This is a genomic window from Gilvimarinus algae, from assembly GCF_030518215.1.
Taxonomy (GTDB): Bacteria; Pseudomonadota; Gammaproteobacteria; order Pseudomonadales; family Cellvibrionaceae; genus Gilvimarinus; species Gilvimarinus algae.
On sequence record NZ_JAULRT010000032.1, the window covers coordinates 106,122 to 120,748 of the forward strand.

General features: G+C 46.5%; 9 protein-coding genes. All 9 read left to right on the forward strand.

Translation table 11 applies throughout. From position 1 onward, the window contains the following. The first annotated feature begins 362 nt into the window (after positions 1 to 362). The 9 genes from QWI16_RS01935 to QWI16_RS01975 all read left to right on the forward strand — a co-directional run bounded on the left by QWI16_RS01935 (position 363) and on the right by QWI16_RS01975 (position 13,455). On the forward strand, positions 363 to 1,262 hold the full coding sequence (locus QWI16_RS01935; RefSeq protein WP_302711037.1) for a Vgb family protein: 900 nt from the start codon (positions 363 to 365) through the stop codon (positions 1,260 to 1,262). Between the two features lie 408 nt (positions 1,263 to 1,670). Further along, positions 1,671 to 4,745: a TonB-dependent receptor gene (locus QWI16_RS01940; protein ID WP_302711038.1), complete on the forward strand. Its 3,075-nt coding sequence runs from the start codon at positions 1,671 to 1,673 to the stop codon at positions 4,743 to 4,745. Positions 4,746 to 4,851: 106 nt separating this feature from the next. Further along, positions 4,852 to 5,613 carry a SapC family protein gene (locus QWI16_RS01945; RefSeq protein WP_302711039.1) on the forward strand — a complete coding sequence of 254 codons (762 nt, stop codon included), beginning with the start codon at positions 4,852 to 4,854 and terminating at the stop codon, positions 5,611 to 5,613. A gap of 17 nt (positions 5,614 to 5,630) precedes the next feature. Further along, positions 5,631 to 6,635, forward strand: coding sequence for a cupin-like domain-containing protein (locus QWI16_RS01950; RefSeq protein ID WP_302711040.1), 1,005 nt, complete (start codon positions 5,631 to 5,633; stop codon positions 6,633 to 6,635). A gap of 25 nt (positions 6,636 to 6,660) precedes the next feature. Beyond that, a complete protein-coding gene (locus QWI16_RS01955) occupies positions 6,661 to 8,142 on the forward strand; it encodes a tryptophan halogenase family protein (protein ID WP_302711041.1) in 1,482 nt (493 codons plus the stop codon). A 118-nt stretch (positions 8,143 to 8,260) separates the two neighbouring features. After that, positions 8,261 to 8,992 (forward strand): DUF6445 family protein, encoded by a 732-nt coding sequence (locus QWI16_RS01960; RefSeq protein WP_302711042.1) that lies wholly within the window; start codon positions 8,261 to 8,263, stop codon positions 8,990 to 8,992. Positions 8,993 to 9,094: 102 nt separating this feature from the next. Next, the gene (locus tag QWI16_RS01965; RefSeq protein WP_302711043.1) at positions 9,095 to 11,458 is read left to right on the forward strand and encodes an efflux RND transporter permease subunit; all 2,364 of its coding nucleotides are present in this window, start codon (positions 9,095 to 9,097) and stop codon (positions 11,456 to 11,458) included. Between the two features lie 15 nt (positions 11,459 to 11,473). Then, the gene (locus tag QWI16_RS01970) at positions 11,474 to 12,256 is read left to right on the forward strand and encodes an outer membrane lipoprotein-sorting protein (protein ID WP_302711044.1); all 783 of its coding nucleotides are present in this window, start codon (positions 11,474 to 11,476) and stop codon (positions 12,254 to 12,256) included. After that, complete coding sequence (locus QWI16_RS01975; RefSeq protein ID WP_302711045.1) at positions 12,253 to 13,455, forward strand: hypothetical protein; 1,203 nt, start codon at positions 12,253 to 12,255, stop codon at positions 13,453 to 13,455. The genes QWI16_RS01970 and QWI16_RS01975 overlap by 4 nt, the downstream gene beginning before the upstream one ends. The last annotated feature ends 1,172 nt before the right edge of the window (positions 13,456 to 14,627 follow it).

A 14,627-nucleotide genomic window follows, 5' to 3' on the forward strand; every position in this document is an offset into this window, starting at 1 on the left:
TGGGAGTCTCTTAGAGAAAATATTAAAAACAGAATTGATGCTCTGGGGACAGTTTATAGGCTGGGGCTCTATGGTTTCACATCGGGTTATGTAGATAGTGTTGTCCGGATTTCAAGAAAACTCCGTTTTCCGGGTTTTTTGCGCAAATTATGTGAGGCGTTAGAATAAACACAATAAAAACAATGACATACAGATCGGTGTGCATCGTATTATAGGGTAGAGAAAAAATATCCGGACGAATCGTCTCGCGCCTCAGTATTAAAATTCCTCTCGAAGCTTAAGTCTTTTGCTCAATGCTTTACGCACTTCTATGAGAAAACACAGGCAAGGGACTTCGTACAGGAATTTCTATAGGGATACAAATGAGAAGTCTTCTCTTAAATGCTATTGCTTGTTCAGTTGTATGCATGATGCCGCTACTTGCCCAATGGTGTAATGCTGCCGGTAGGCCGGTAGAAGTAAGCACAATACTGCAAGGTTCTAACGCGGCGTTTGATGGTCTTAGTGTCGGCCCAGATGACAATATTTATGTATCAACGGGGCGAGACGCACGAGTGTTGAGGGTGACGCCAAGCGGAGCCGTGTCGGTATTTTGTGAAGGTCTTGGAGGCTCAGCGAATGGTTCAGGTTTCGACTCAGAGGGGAACCTCTATGTTGCAGCATATTACTCAAATGAAATCTACAAAGTAACACCAGATGGAAAAAAGACAGTATTTGCCAATGGTCTTGATGGACCAGCAGGTATCTGGATCGATGATCAGGATTACATATTTGTAAGTATGTTTAATGGCGGAAAAAATAGTTCGGTCTGGCGATTTGATACGGATGGCAGATCAAACGTTTATGCCAGTATCCCTGAGATGACGGATGTAATCGGTATTACAGGTGACAATCAAGGCCGAATTTGGGTAGCAAACTGGTCTACAGGAAGAGTATGGGAGGTTAGTGCTGATCTAGGTATCCAGTCCGTTAGCGGTCCTATTCTTACTAACGGGAATGTCAATATGATCCAGTATCGCGATGGGAGTGTGTATATCCCAGTAGTAAGTATGAATCATCTAGTCGTCAAAAATCCAGCTAGTAGTGAAGTTCGCGTGTTCGTAGGGAAAGTCGGGTTAAACAGGGGGCGAGATGAACCGGCGCTTTCTGCTGAGTTCACGATGCCCAATGCGGTCGCCTTCTCAAATGATGGAACCAGAATGTATGTTCTAGAACGGTCTGGCGCAATAAAGAAAATTGAGATTGACGTTGATGAAAACTAGATGCAGTAGGCTAAATCCAACGAAACTAAGAGTAAGCTCGCGCCGCAGGGCGGCCGCTCCCTTTAAGTTCATACCTCTTATTAAGTGACTCAATATATATCTTTTTGCTGGCTTAATTCTAGTCAAACTCGTTATTAAGTTTATATGTAAATGTATGTTGTGTGTTGAACAAATCCGGTCGCGATATCTCTGGCTGGAACAGTATTCGAGTGTATAGCAATAGCTCTTAACCGGGTTTCCCCAGTCGGGCGGTACTATCAGTCCCTGGGGATTCTTGATCAAGTTACTCGTGTTTAGAGTGAGTCTATGCATTCGAACTGGGGTGTACGTTTGCCCGAATGCTCTCCTAAAGGGTATACAGCTCGGTAGGAGCGCAAAACAATAAAAACCTGACTTTGAGGAAAAGCTATGAAAGTTGATTCAAATAACCGTAAACAAAAATATAGTTTTAAACGAAAATTTCTCGCATCGAGTATTTCCTCCTGCGTTTTGGCCAGCGCCGGCGCTATGGCCCAGGACGACCAAATGTTGGAAGAAGTAGTTGTAACCGGTATTCGTGCGTCGTTAGAGCGTGCAATGGATATCAAGCGTGATTCAGCGGGTATAGTTGATGCAATTTCTGCGGAAGATATAGGTAAGTTTCCAGACACTAATCTGGCGGAATCCCTGCAGCGAATTACAGGGGTTTCAATTGAGCGAAATAACGGTGAGGGGTCGCGCATAACGGTTCGAGGCTTTGGTCCGGATACTAACATGGTAACTCTGAATGGTCGAACTCTGCCCGGCGGAACCGCATACGGTGGTAGTTCGGGTGCCGACTCCAGTAGTCGTGGCGGTAACTTTCGCGCATTTGATTTCGCGAATTTAGCCTCAGAAGCAGTTTCAGGTATCCAAGTTTACAAAACTAGCAAAGCTAATATTACCACCGGTGGCATTGGGGCAACCGTAAATATTTCAACCACTCGTCCTTTAGAAAATCCCGGCCTCACTGCCAGCCTTGGTGCCAAGGCAGTACATGACACCACTACTATCAGCGGTGATGATTTTACTCCTGAAGTCTCTGGCATATTTAGCTGGTCTGATGATTCTGAAGTTTTTGGTGTATCCTTGAGCGCAAGCCATCAAATTCGTCATTCAGGATTTATCGGCGCTACCGTCAACGACTGGGGTGTTCAAGCTTGGCCTGAGGCTGATGGTCAGACGTTGTATAACAACCCGGCGGACAGCGATATTTTTGTTAACGCGCCCGAGGCCGGACAACTTTATTCTCGCCCGAATGACGTTCGGTACACGTTCTCTGATCGTGAGCGCGAGCGAACGAATGCCCAACTCACTCTTCAATTCCGGCCGATGGAGAATCTGACTGGTACTCTGGACTATGTATACACAAAAAATGATCAAACAGAGCACCGTGGCGAGTTAACGACCTGGGTGAATAATGGTGGGTTCATTACCGATGTAGAGTTTGACGACTCAGAAATTAAAACGCCAATATTCATAAATGAGGTGTATGGAACCGCAGGGGACCCCACTACGTCGAGAAGGGATGTGGGCTTTTCACAGCAATATCGTTCTCAGGAAGACACTCTGGAGCAAGCGGGCCTGAATCTGAAGTGGGCGGTTAATGATCATTTGACCATGACGTTTGATGCGCACAGCTCTACCATGGAAAGTGTTCCTACCGGCCCTGGACACGCAGGTTCAGTTGACGTAGGAGTCGGCTCAAACATTAAGACCGGTGCAAGCTGGTGGTTTAGTGGCCGGGATATCCCTACATGGACACATACGATAGATGGTGACCTGGAAGAAAATCTCAGTTCATCGGTCTTGCGTATTTGGTCCGCCGAGCAAATATCCGAGGTGGATCAGTTTAAACTGGACGGTAGTTGGGAGTTCGATGACGACAGTCGGTTTGATTTTGGTATTGAACGTCGCGAAATGAGCTCTAACTCAATTAACTACAACGGTAACAATCCGCAAATTCTGGGTGGCTGGGGTGCTACTGCGTCAGGCGAGTTCCCTGATGGTTTGTTTGATGCTTTTGATTTGCCTGGCGAGTTTGAGGACCCTGATGTCGGTAACACACCCCGTATCGGCTTCCGAGCTGACGCTCGTGATCTCGCAGCCTTCCTTGTGGAGGAGTATGATCATCTAAATACCTTTATTGGTGTCGAAAATAATGAAAATCCTTCCGGAACAAGAAATAGCAGAAGTAATAACCTTATTGAGGAAGATACCGATGCTGTTTATGTTCAGTTCGCCACTAAAGGCAAAATGGGGGGTGTTGACGTGGATGTTCTTGCTGGTCTGCGCTACGAAACAACAGACCAGGTGTCTTCTTCGGATACCCCGCCCCTGGCCTACTATATATGGTCATCAGACAACGACTTTACTGCCGTAAGTGAGCCCCCCGGTAACCCAACAGTCGCATATAACAACTATGACGCGATGTTGCCAAATCTGGATGTTTCTATCCATATCAGAGATGATCTGATAGGTAGAGTTTCATTCAGTAAAACGCTTGCTCGTCCAAACCTATCTAGCCTCGGTTCGGTAATTTCATTCGGAAGTCCAAACGGTTCTACGCTTAATGAGGGTACAACTGTTCAGGCTACAGGACAGAATCCAGAGCTGAAGCCGCTTATCTCAAACAATGTGGATATTTCATTGGAGTGGTATTTTGACGATGCTAGCTATGTATCTGGTGGTTTGTTCGAAAAACGTGTTATTAATTTTACCGGCTCCACCATCACAACTCAAACGTTTAATGTTCGGGATCAGACTTCTGGCCCAAGAGCACGCGCCGCTTTATCAGCATTACAGGATATTGGCGCAAACCAAGACGACGCCAGCCTCTACGCAATGATGCAGATTCTGGCGAACCCTAATAGGTATCCTGGTGGGGCATCTGAGTTCAATAGCGTTTTAGTGAATGATCTCAACGACCAAGAGGGCTATGAGTTCATCACTCCAAATGCAGATGATCCTTTGATGGAATACCAATTCAGTACCACCATCAATAATCGCGAAGCAAAACTTTATGGGGCTGAGTTTGCTGGTCAACACTTCTTTGGTGACACTGGCTTTGGCATTCAGGCAAACTATACTATTGTAAGAGGGGATGTGAAGTTTGATGATCTTGACCTTTCTTCAGATCAGTTTGCGTTAATTGGTCTTAGTGACACTGCGAACCTGGTTCTTATGTATGAGAATTATGGAATTGAAGCGCGTCTTGCGTACAACTGGCGTGATAAGTATCTAAACCAAATTGGTTGGGGTGCCAACAATCCAGGATATGTTGAGGCTTATGAACAAATTGATCTTAACTTGAGTTATAACTTTACGGACAATTTTGTTGTATCTTTCGAAGGAATCAATATGACAGGTGAGGATTATCGGGAGCATGCTCGTAACGAAAATATGTTGATATTCTACAACGATCTTGGAGCACGCTACCAGATAGGCGCTCGATACACCTTCTAGGTTATAAAAGTGAAGGTTGCATGTTTGAAAAGAGTCGCGTAAGCGACTCTTTTCAAGTTTTATTCATGTGGCTACTTAGAGAGTGTCAACAAATCGGTATAAGCAAATGAGCAAAATAGAATCACTAAATAATATCGATCATGAAAATCTGAAAGTGAATCCAGGGTATTCTGCTGAGCTCGGTGATGACGTGTCGAGCACGGTCACATTTATAACCGAGTTTTCTGAAGTCCAAAAAGAGTACCCAATCCTTTGTCGTAAAGATCCGGATTCAGGAAATTATCAAGCCGTTGTTTTATTCGGGCTTCAGAAAGATGAAAATCTGTATTTATCCGAGGTTGACCCGACAAGGCAAAAGCATCATGGGTGGTGCGCTGAATATGTACCAGCCGCTTTGGCGAGAGGCCCCTTTTTTATCGGCGTTAAGCGCGATTCCTATAATGTAAAAGAAGACCCGAGGCCAGTGGTGCAGATTGATTTGGCGCACCCAAAGGCGAGATGTGATGATGGGCGAATTCTTTTCCAGAAGAATGGTGGCCACAGTTCTTATCTTATTTATATCACGGCGGTTTTGAATACCATTAATGATGGCGTAAGCCTTACAAAGTCGATGTTCGAAGCATTTAATAGGTATGACCTACTTGAAGCTGTAACAATTGATGTGGAGCTCTTGAATAAAGATAGAATTAAGATTAAGGGTTTTGAAACTGTTAGTACGGAAAGATTGTCTAATTTGAGTGGGGATGTGCTTGAGGAGCTTAACAAATCTGGATTTCTTCAGGCGGCGTATTTTATGGCTACGTCGATGTCTAATGTTAAAAAGCTGATTGGTTGGAAAAATAGAAAGAACTCGGAAGGTGTAAAATAATACCGTGAAAAATAAAGATGATTAGTGAAGTCAATTCAAAGAATATTTCCCTAGAAATTCTAGGTTCGTCTGAGCCGGTGGTCATTAGACAGTTGGTTAGTAATTGGCCTGCTGTTAAATATGGTCGAATTTCAGATTCGGCCTCGGTTGACTACCTTAAATCTTATTACAATGGAACTCCAACCGTTGTTTGTAAAATACCTCCAGAGAATAACGGGAGGATGTTTTACAATGATAGCTATACAGAACTTAATTATGAAAGTTACAAAGGTTATATTGATGAAACAATGGACGCGATTCTAGCGGGTCTAGATTGCCGAGGTTCGCCTGCATACTATATCGCATCTAATGTAATCAATACTCACTTTCCTGGATTCAGTGATGAAAATGGTCTTGTAATACCGCGTGATAAACACCCAGAAGCCTTGAATGAAAGGGTCAGCATTTGGATTGGTGGTGAAACTACCGCTACTTGTCATTTTGACGCATTAGAAAATATAGCTTGTTGCGTCGCAGGAAAGCGCAGGTTTACGCTTTTTCCTCCTAACCAAATAGGCAATCTCTATCCAGGACCTCTCGACCCAACACCAGGGGGGCAAGTTATCAGTCTGGTTGATTTTAAAAATCCTGATTTTGATAAATTTCCACGTTTCGGAAATGCGCTACTGGCGGCTCAGGTTGTTGACTTGGAGCCTGGAGATGCATTGTATATTCCGACTATGTGGTGGCACCATGTGGAAAGCTTAGCTTCTTATAACGTCCTGGTAAATTACTGGTGGGAAGATACTCCAGATTTTCTAACCTCGGGTATGAACTCGCTTTACTTTGCTATGTTGGGTATACGTGACAAGTCTTCTCGCGAGCGGGAAGCTTGGAAGCACATATTTGAGTATTATATTTTTAGTGGATCGGAAATGTCTAATGCCCACCTCCCGCCAGAATCGAGAGGATTTTTGCGTACTTTAGATAGGCTCGCAGCTAGGAAGCTGCGGGCCATGCTCAGCAACAAGTTGAATCGCTAATCCCATTAAAATTGGAATACAGAAAATGTCAGGTAGCATGAAGAGAGTAGTAATAGCAGGTGGTGGCACCGCCGGCTGGATTGTGGCAGCGGCGCTCTCTCATCAGCTTGGGGAGCTGCTGGATATAACGCTGGTAGAGTCAGAGGAGATTAGTACTGTCGGTGTTGGCGAAGCTACCATACCACCTATGAGAACTTTTCACCGTCTGCTGGGTATTGATGAGCAAGAGTTTATGAAGGCAACTGACGCTACCTTCAAGCTCGGTATTCAATTTGAAGATTGGAAACAAATTGGTGAAAAATACTTTCATTCCTTTGGTTTCACGGGAAAGCATACGTTAATTACTGACTTCATCCACTTTTGGCTTAGGGGTAAAAAGTTGGGAGTGGCCCGCGATTTTGGTAGTTACTGCCTTGAATTTAAAGCTGCCTTGAATGGACGTTTTTCTTTAGGGAAGCGTAGCAACCTAAATTATGCATTTCATATTGATGCTGGTCGGTACGCAAGTTTTCTCAAAAAGCTATCTGAAGCGCGAGGTGTAAAGTGGGTTGAGGGGAAGATAGCTCAAGTAAACCAGGAGCCCGTTTTTGGATACATTTCGTCTTTGACCATGGAGACTGGCGAGCAACTACCCGGGGATTTGTTTATAGATTGTACAGGTATGAGGGGGTTGCTAATTGAGAAGGCTTTGGAAACCGGTTTTGAAGACTGGGGCCATTGGTTACCATGCGACACCGCTATTGTAGTCCAGACGCAGCGTAAAGGGGCGGTGCCACCTTATACGAGATCAGTTGCTCAGCAAGCAGGTTGGCGCTGGCAAATTCCTCTGCAGTACCGGGTAGGGAATGGAGTGGTTTTTTCTAGTCAGTATATGTCCTGTGATGAAGCGAAAGATATCTTACTTTCGAACGTAGATGGAATGCTTCTAACAGAGCCAAGATTAGTTAAGTTTAAAACGGGAAGAAGGAAGAAGACATGGAACAAAAATTGTATTGCGATAGGTCTTTCTTCTGGCTTTTTGGAGCCACTCGAGTCTACTAGTATCCACATGATCATGACTGCAGTAACTCGTTTGCTGCAGTTGTTTCCGAGTGACGAAATAAAACAGTCTTATGTCGAGGAATACAACTCTCAGACAAAGTGCGAGTATGAGAGAATTAGGGATTTTATTATCCTGCATTATAAGGTGACTGAGCGCGATGACAGTCCTTTTTGGAACTACTGCAGGAATATGTGCGTACCACCTGATTTGCAACACCGAATAGACCTTTTTAAAGAATCCGGTCGATCCATTCAGGTTGAGGGTGAGTTATTTAGGCTTGATTCATGGACACAGGTAATGTTGGGCCAGGGTATTATTCCTGAGTTATATCATCCTATCGTAGAGCTTATGTCTGAAGATTCGCTTAAAAAAATGTTGGACGATATCGCGACAGGCGTTGATAGCAGTATGGCAACGATGTCGACACATGACGAGTTTATTCAAAAGTATTGTACAGCTGGCTAAGCCTGTTTTGAATTCATGAAATTAATATAGTATTGAAGTACTTTTCTGATCCCGCTTTGTTTATTTTTCCAGAGTTAGAGTTTATGCGTGACATCGATAATGTATTTGAGGCGCCTTTTTGAGTCAGAAGAATATGATGACAAATTTCCTGTCCCGGTTAGATTTACATCCAGAAATGTCTATCGAAAAGATCACTATCGGGAGTGAGCGTTCGCCAATTTTAGTAGTAGATAATTTTATAAAGCAGGCTAATTCTTTGGTTGATGTTGCAGTGCGTATGGAGTTTTCCGAGCAAGGACATGTTTTTCCTGGAGTCAGAGCCTTTGCGCCACACATCTATATGCAAAAGGCATTTGTTGAGATTCAGCCAGAAATTACAGAGCACTTTGGATTGAATAGCTGTACATTTAAGCTTTCGATGTGCCATTACTCATTGGTCACTACGCCACCCGAGCGCCTTGGGCTACTTCAGCGAATTCCCCATGTTGATAGCTTTGAGAGTAGAGGTTTAGCTGCTGTTCATTACTTGTTCCACGGTAACTTTGGCGGTACGGCTTTCTATCGGCATCGTAAAACTGGATTCGAGTACCTCGATGAGTCTAGAAGGCTTGTATATTTTCGTTCTCTTGAATCTGAAAATGGTGGGCCGAACATTCCCGGTGCGGAGTATATAAATGGTGATACGTCACTATTTCAGCAGATCGATAGAAGGGAAGGCGTGTTTAATAGATTGTTAGTTTATCGTCGAAACTCTCTACACTCTGGATGTATCGACAAGAATTTTTCACTTGATCCGAACCCCTTGAGCGGAAGGCTATCAATAAATAGTTTTATCGATCCTATTTTATGACTTGTCATACATTTGGCAAGCAGTAACTATTTGGCCGTCGATACAGCATTTATTTAACAAATTAAATGACCGAAAGGTCATGTATATATAAGGAATATATGCATGGGGACTTACTTTCAAACAGTCGAATTCGGAGCGTCGAAGTTGGCGCGCTGGATTATTCGCCATCGCTGGGCAGCCATTTGCTTCTCGCTGGCCTTGGCGATTGTGGTTGGTAGTGGAGCAAGCCAGCTCGAATTTTCAACGAACTACCGCGTTTTCTTTTCCAGCGCCAATCCGGAACTTCAAGCATTCGAAAACCTGCAAAATACCTATGCCAAGAACGACAATTTTCTCTTTGTGATCGTCACCAAACAGGGCCGAGTGTTCGATCCCCAAACCCTGCTCGCGGTGGAGGAGCTGACCGAACGCGCATGGAAAATACCCTACGCGATACGGGTGGATTCTATTACCAACTTCCAATACAGCTACGCCAGGGGCGACGACCTTGTCGTCGAAGACTTAATAAGCAAGCCCGCCGAGCGTCCGGTAGCCTACCTGCGGTCGCGTGAACAAATTGCTATGGATGAGCCCCTTCTGCGCAATCAGCTATTAAGCCCGGACGGCTTAGCAACCGCAGTCAATGTGGTTTTGCAATACCCAGAAGTAGGCCATATGGAGGTGCCAGAATCGGTGTCAGTTGCACGCGAAATTCGCGATGCCTTGGCCAAAAACTACCCAGGGATGGACTTTCACATCACAGGCGTGTCCATGTTGAACAACGCCTTCGCCGAAACCGGCATGCTGGATGGCCAAACGCTAATTCCGATAATGTTTGGGCTCATCTTTCTGGCTGTATGGATGGTATTGCGGTCCTTGGTGGGAAGCTTGGTAGTCTTCAGTGTGATCACATTGTCCACCGTAGTTGCCATGGGCTATGCCGGGTTCATCGGTATCAAACTGACGCCTATTTCAATGTCGGCGCCGATAATTGTCCTGACACTGGCGATTGCAGACTCAATTCACATCCTGATCTCATACCGCGGATTAATGCGTGAAGGTATGAATAAAATCGATGCACTGGTTGAAGCCGTGCGCGTTAACTTTCTCCCTGTCACGATTACCTCGCTGACCACTATAGTCGGTTTTTTAATGTTGAACTTCTCCGACTCGCCGCCTTACTGGCACCTCGGCAACATGACCGCAGTTGGGATCGGAAGTGCGTGGTTTTACTCGCTGGTGCTCATCCCCGCACTATTTAGCATGCTACGCTACTCGGCAGCGGAAAACAGCGACGCGTTGCGTTCGCAACGCTGGATGGAATCCTTCGCCAATTTCGTAATTGCGCGCCGCAAACCGCTTTTGGTCGCAATCTCGTTGGGCACAGCGATGTTAGTCAGCTTTATCCCACAGTTGAATTTTAATGACCAATGGGTCAAATATTTTGACGAGAGTATAGAATTCCGTCGCGATTCAGACAGCGCCCAACAGTACTTCGGCCTATACCCGATTGAATTTTCGGTACCTGCGATGGGGCCCGGAGGCATCAGTGAGCCGGAATACCTTCACAACCTGGAGGATTTTGCCGATTTCCTGCGGGGGCAAAAAATCGTGTCACACGTATATTCGATTTCGGATATCATGAAGCGCCTTAACCGCAACATGCATAGGGATCAGTCCGACTATTACCGCATTCCGAACGACCGTGAATTGTCTGCTCAGTACTTGCTGCTATATGAACTGTCATTGCCTTACGGTTTGGACCTGAACGACCGCATAAACATTGATAAGTCCGCCAGCCGAATCACTGCCACTCTGGACCGGAGTGGCACCGATGAGGCCAAAGCTTTCTTCGTTGCCACACAGAACTGGCAGACGCAGCACTGGCCGAAATACATGCGCGCTGAGCCAACCAGTGCGTCGGTAATGTTTACCTACATTGCGCAGCGTAATTTTGACAACATGATTATCGGTACGGCTTTAGGAATTGGCGCTATTGCGATCATCATGATGTTGAGCCTTCGAAGTTTCGGTTTAGGCTTGCTCAGCCTGATCCCCAATTCCCTACCTATTCTGGCGGCTTTCGGTGCCTGGGCATTGCTCGTGGGTGAAGTTGGCTTCTCCGTGGCAACTGTCGCGTCGATTTCTCTGGGTATAGTAGTTGACGACACAGTGCACTTCCTTGCCAAGTACCTGCGTGGCCGACGGGAACGCGGCCTTAGTAGGGAGGACGCAATCCGTTACGCGTTTCAGAGTGTGGGGCACGCCATTATTGTCAACACCGTTATTCTGTCGCTCGGCTTCTTAGTCTTGTACAGCTCCGCGTTCAAGCTCAATGCAGACCTTGGCCTAATGACTCTGCTGTCAATAAATTTCGCGCTGATTCTGGATTTTTTGTTGCTGCCCGCACTGTTGCTGCTGAAAACGGAAAAAAAGTCGAGTCTGGACCGAGTTTCCCTCATTTCGGGCGACACCGAAACTAACTAAATCAAGGAGAGACATATGCTTAAATGCCTTATTTTTATTTCGGTTCTTGGTCTTTCCGCCTTGACTCTCGCGCAAAGCGACGACAAAGGATTTGAAATAGCCGCACGCAGCGACCGCAGTGACCTGGGCTTTTCTGACAGCGAAGTAGAGCTGAGTATGGTATTACGCAACGCGGCTGGGGAGGAGTCCAGCCGGCGCCTTCGAATAGCCACTTTAGAAAAAGAAAATGAAGAGGTCGGGGATAAAAGCGTTGTGGTATTTAGCACCCCCAAAGACATAGAAGGCACTGCATTGCTGTCGCACGCAAAAATACTTGAGCCCGACGACCAGTGGCTGTTCTTGCCGGCATTAAAGCGCGTGAAGCGCATATCTTCGGCAAACAAGAGCGGGCCCTTTGTCGGTTCTGAATTCGCATTCGAGGATTTCACTGCAATAGAACTGAATAAATTCGAATATCGCTTTTTGCGGACCGAATCCTGTGGCTCGCTGCAGTGCGACGTATTGGAGCGCCGACCCCGCTACGACAGCTCGGGCTACACTAAGCAAATATCCTGGGTGGATCAAACCGACTTTCAGATCCGAAAGGTTGAATTCTACGACCGCCGTGGTGACCTGCTGAAGGTACTGAGCCTTGAAGACTATCGCCAGTATAGTAATGGCGCATGGCGCCCTCATACCCTGCATATGGAGAATAAGCAGACAAATAAGCAAACTACCTTGCGTTACGGAAACTATGTGTTTAACCAAGGCCTGGACGATCGTGATTTTGTAAAAAGCAAACTACAGCGACTGCGGTGAATACATTAAGAGGGGCGGTCTATACTTTACTTGTGTTGCTCAGCGCGCCGACGCTGGGTGGTGAATGGGACTGGCACGCCGACGCGGAACTGGAACTACGTGCCTTCTCGGACACACCGAAATGGCCGGGGCAGAGCGATAAAAGCGTGCATAGCGCGATCGCTCTTTCCGGCGAGTTGTATTGGCTCAGCGAAAGCGGTGATCAGCGCGCGGCGCTGGTCCCTTACCTGCGCCACGATGCAATTGACGAGGAGCGCAACCTGGTTGATCTCAAGCAGGCGTATTGGGCCATGGAGTACGGTTCGGGTGCTCTGGATCTGCTGATTGGCGTGGATAAAGTGTTCTGGGGCGTGGCCGAATCCACGCATCTTGTAGACATAGTAAACCAGACAGACGCGGTTGCCGATATTGATGGCGAACAAAAGCTTGGCCAGCTGATGCTAAAACTATCGTGGCAAGAGGACTGGGGCTTGCTCAGTGTGTTTGCGTTGCCGATGTTCCGCGAACGCAATTTCGCCGGAACGGAAGGCCGCCTGCGTGCAGGCGCCGTAATTGATTCCGACTACGCGCAGTATGAACATGCAGCCGAAGACAGACACCTCGACTGGGCACTTCGTTACAGCCACTACTTCGGAGATCTGGACCTGGGGCTCAGCGCCTTCAAGGGCACGCTACGCGATCCACTTTTATTACCCAACGCAGACGGCTCGGTGCTAGTGCCCCATTATCAGCAAGTTGACCAGGTGGGCATTGATGCACAGTACACTCGCAACGCATGGTTGTGGAAGTTGGAGGCCGTATGGCGCTCGAGCAGCTTAGATAACTATATCGCGGCGGTAGCCGGCTTTGAATACACCCACTTCGGCCTATTCGACAGCGCCGCCGACCTGGGCTACTTATTGGAATACCAGTACGACAACCGACACGACACTGAACCGCCAAGCATCGCCGACAACGATGTGTTCATCGCACTACGACTTGCCCTAAACGACGTGCAAGACAGTAGCGTGCTAACAGGCTTACTTATTGATATCGAAAGCGATGCGGTTCTGTTTAACGTAGAGGCGGAGCGCCGTTTCGGCAGTAACACTGTGGGTAAGCTGCGTCTGCGCGTGATAGAGGCGCCGCAAGAGGATTTGATTCTATACTCACTTCAGCACGATAGCTATTTGCAGGTATCTTTGCAGCGCTATTTTTAAACTAGGCATTAGAAGGCAATCGAGGAGTGGGAGAGTTATCCAAAACCTGCCTTAGACGCTCACTATATCGTGAGGTCACAAACTGGTCACGCTAACTTGATCGTAATCGAGCCTTAGTGCATCTATTTCACCTTGTATTAAGGAGCTGATTTTCGTTAAAATAAGCTTGGCATAGGACGAGCCGCTATCGCAATTAGGCCTCTGAGCTATCGAATTGTTAACCGCAAAAGGCTCCAGCACAGATCGAATAGGAGCTTGCTCTCAGCTTTACAATCACGCGCTTGGTTTATACAGGCGCGGGTGATTACCTCTTCAGAAAACGGTGAAGCGATTGTGGTCGGGGCCGAGTATTTTTTCCCAATATCGGTTTGCAATACTGGGTAGCGGGTATTGGTCCAGAAATTCCGTTTGAGAAAATCAGAGTGTTCTTCGATCTCTATATTGTCTATGCAGTAACAATCGCCGGTCCGCCGGCTACGACGGTTGTCAATATTAGCCGTTGTTACTGATTTTCGCCGGCCCTTCATTCAGAAATCCACGCGTTCCCAGTCCTAGTCGGTTGTAGTCAGCATAAATTGAGCGGTTTGCAACTTCATTTGTGACTCTATTTCCTCAAGGTAAAAGCTAGGCGCAGTGAACTAACCACCGATGTATCCTGCTCAGCAATAATGGCGCTTGCATTTCTAAGAAAATTCTGGTAGGGGTGGGAGCTCAGGAATGGACTTTTCGTCGACGTCCGCGGCCTGAATTTGGCTAAGATCTACCCATTTACCATTCAGCGGATCCTGGCTTCTTCAATCGAGAAAATCGCGGGCTATTAGCCAGAGCGCCTTCGGTATAGTATGAAGTCAAAATAACCTATTCGAAGATGTTGGCAAGGTAAAATCTATGTTTCCCTCCGCCAACTGTTAACTAGCGACCAATATTTGAGGGGATGTTGAGAGTGAAATTTACGAAAGTGCGGAATTTGTTCAAGCTTATGTAGTATAAGTTGTTCAATATTATGTTGAACAGGGCGGTTTTACTGGACCTACAGAGGGATTCTGTTCAGGCATATGAGCGAATTTACACTGAAAAAACGCGGCGTCTGCCGCGTTTGCTCTTGTGCGGGGGGACTCTTCCCGCCCCTGTGCTTCGCGTGTAGGATGTCGACCTCTGAGTCTATCCACTCC

Bases quoted from the DNA above. Each gene is read 5' to 3' on its own strand.
- QWI16_RS01965 (WP_302711043.1), top strand. From the start codon at position 9,095: ATGGGGACTTACTTTCAAACAGTCGAATTCGGAGCGTCGAAGTTGGCG.
- QWI16_RS01950 (WP_302711040.1), top strand. From the start codon at position 5,631: ATGATTAGTGAAGTCAATTCAAAGAATATTTCCCTAGAAATTCTAGGT.
- QWI16_RS01970 (WP_302711044.1), top strand. From the start codon at position 11,474: ATGCTTAAATGCCTTATTTTTATTTCGGTTCTTGGTCTTTCCGCCTTG.
- QWI16_RS01935 (WP_302711037.1), top strand. From the start codon at position 363: ATGAGAAGTCTTCTCTTAAATGCTATTGCTTGTTCAGTTGTATGCATG.
- QWI16_RS01940 (WP_302711038.1), top strand. From the start codon at position 1,671: ATGAAAGTTGATTCAAATAACCGTAAACAAAAATATAGTTTTAAACGA.
- QWI16_RS01945 (WP_302711039.1), top strand. From the start codon at position 4,852: ATGAGCAAAATAGAATCACTAAATAATATCGATCATGAAAATCTGAAA.
- QWI16_RS01955 (WP_302711041.1), top strand. From the start codon at position 6,661: ATGTCAGGTAGCATGAAGAGAGTAGTAATAGCAGGTGGTGGCACCGCC.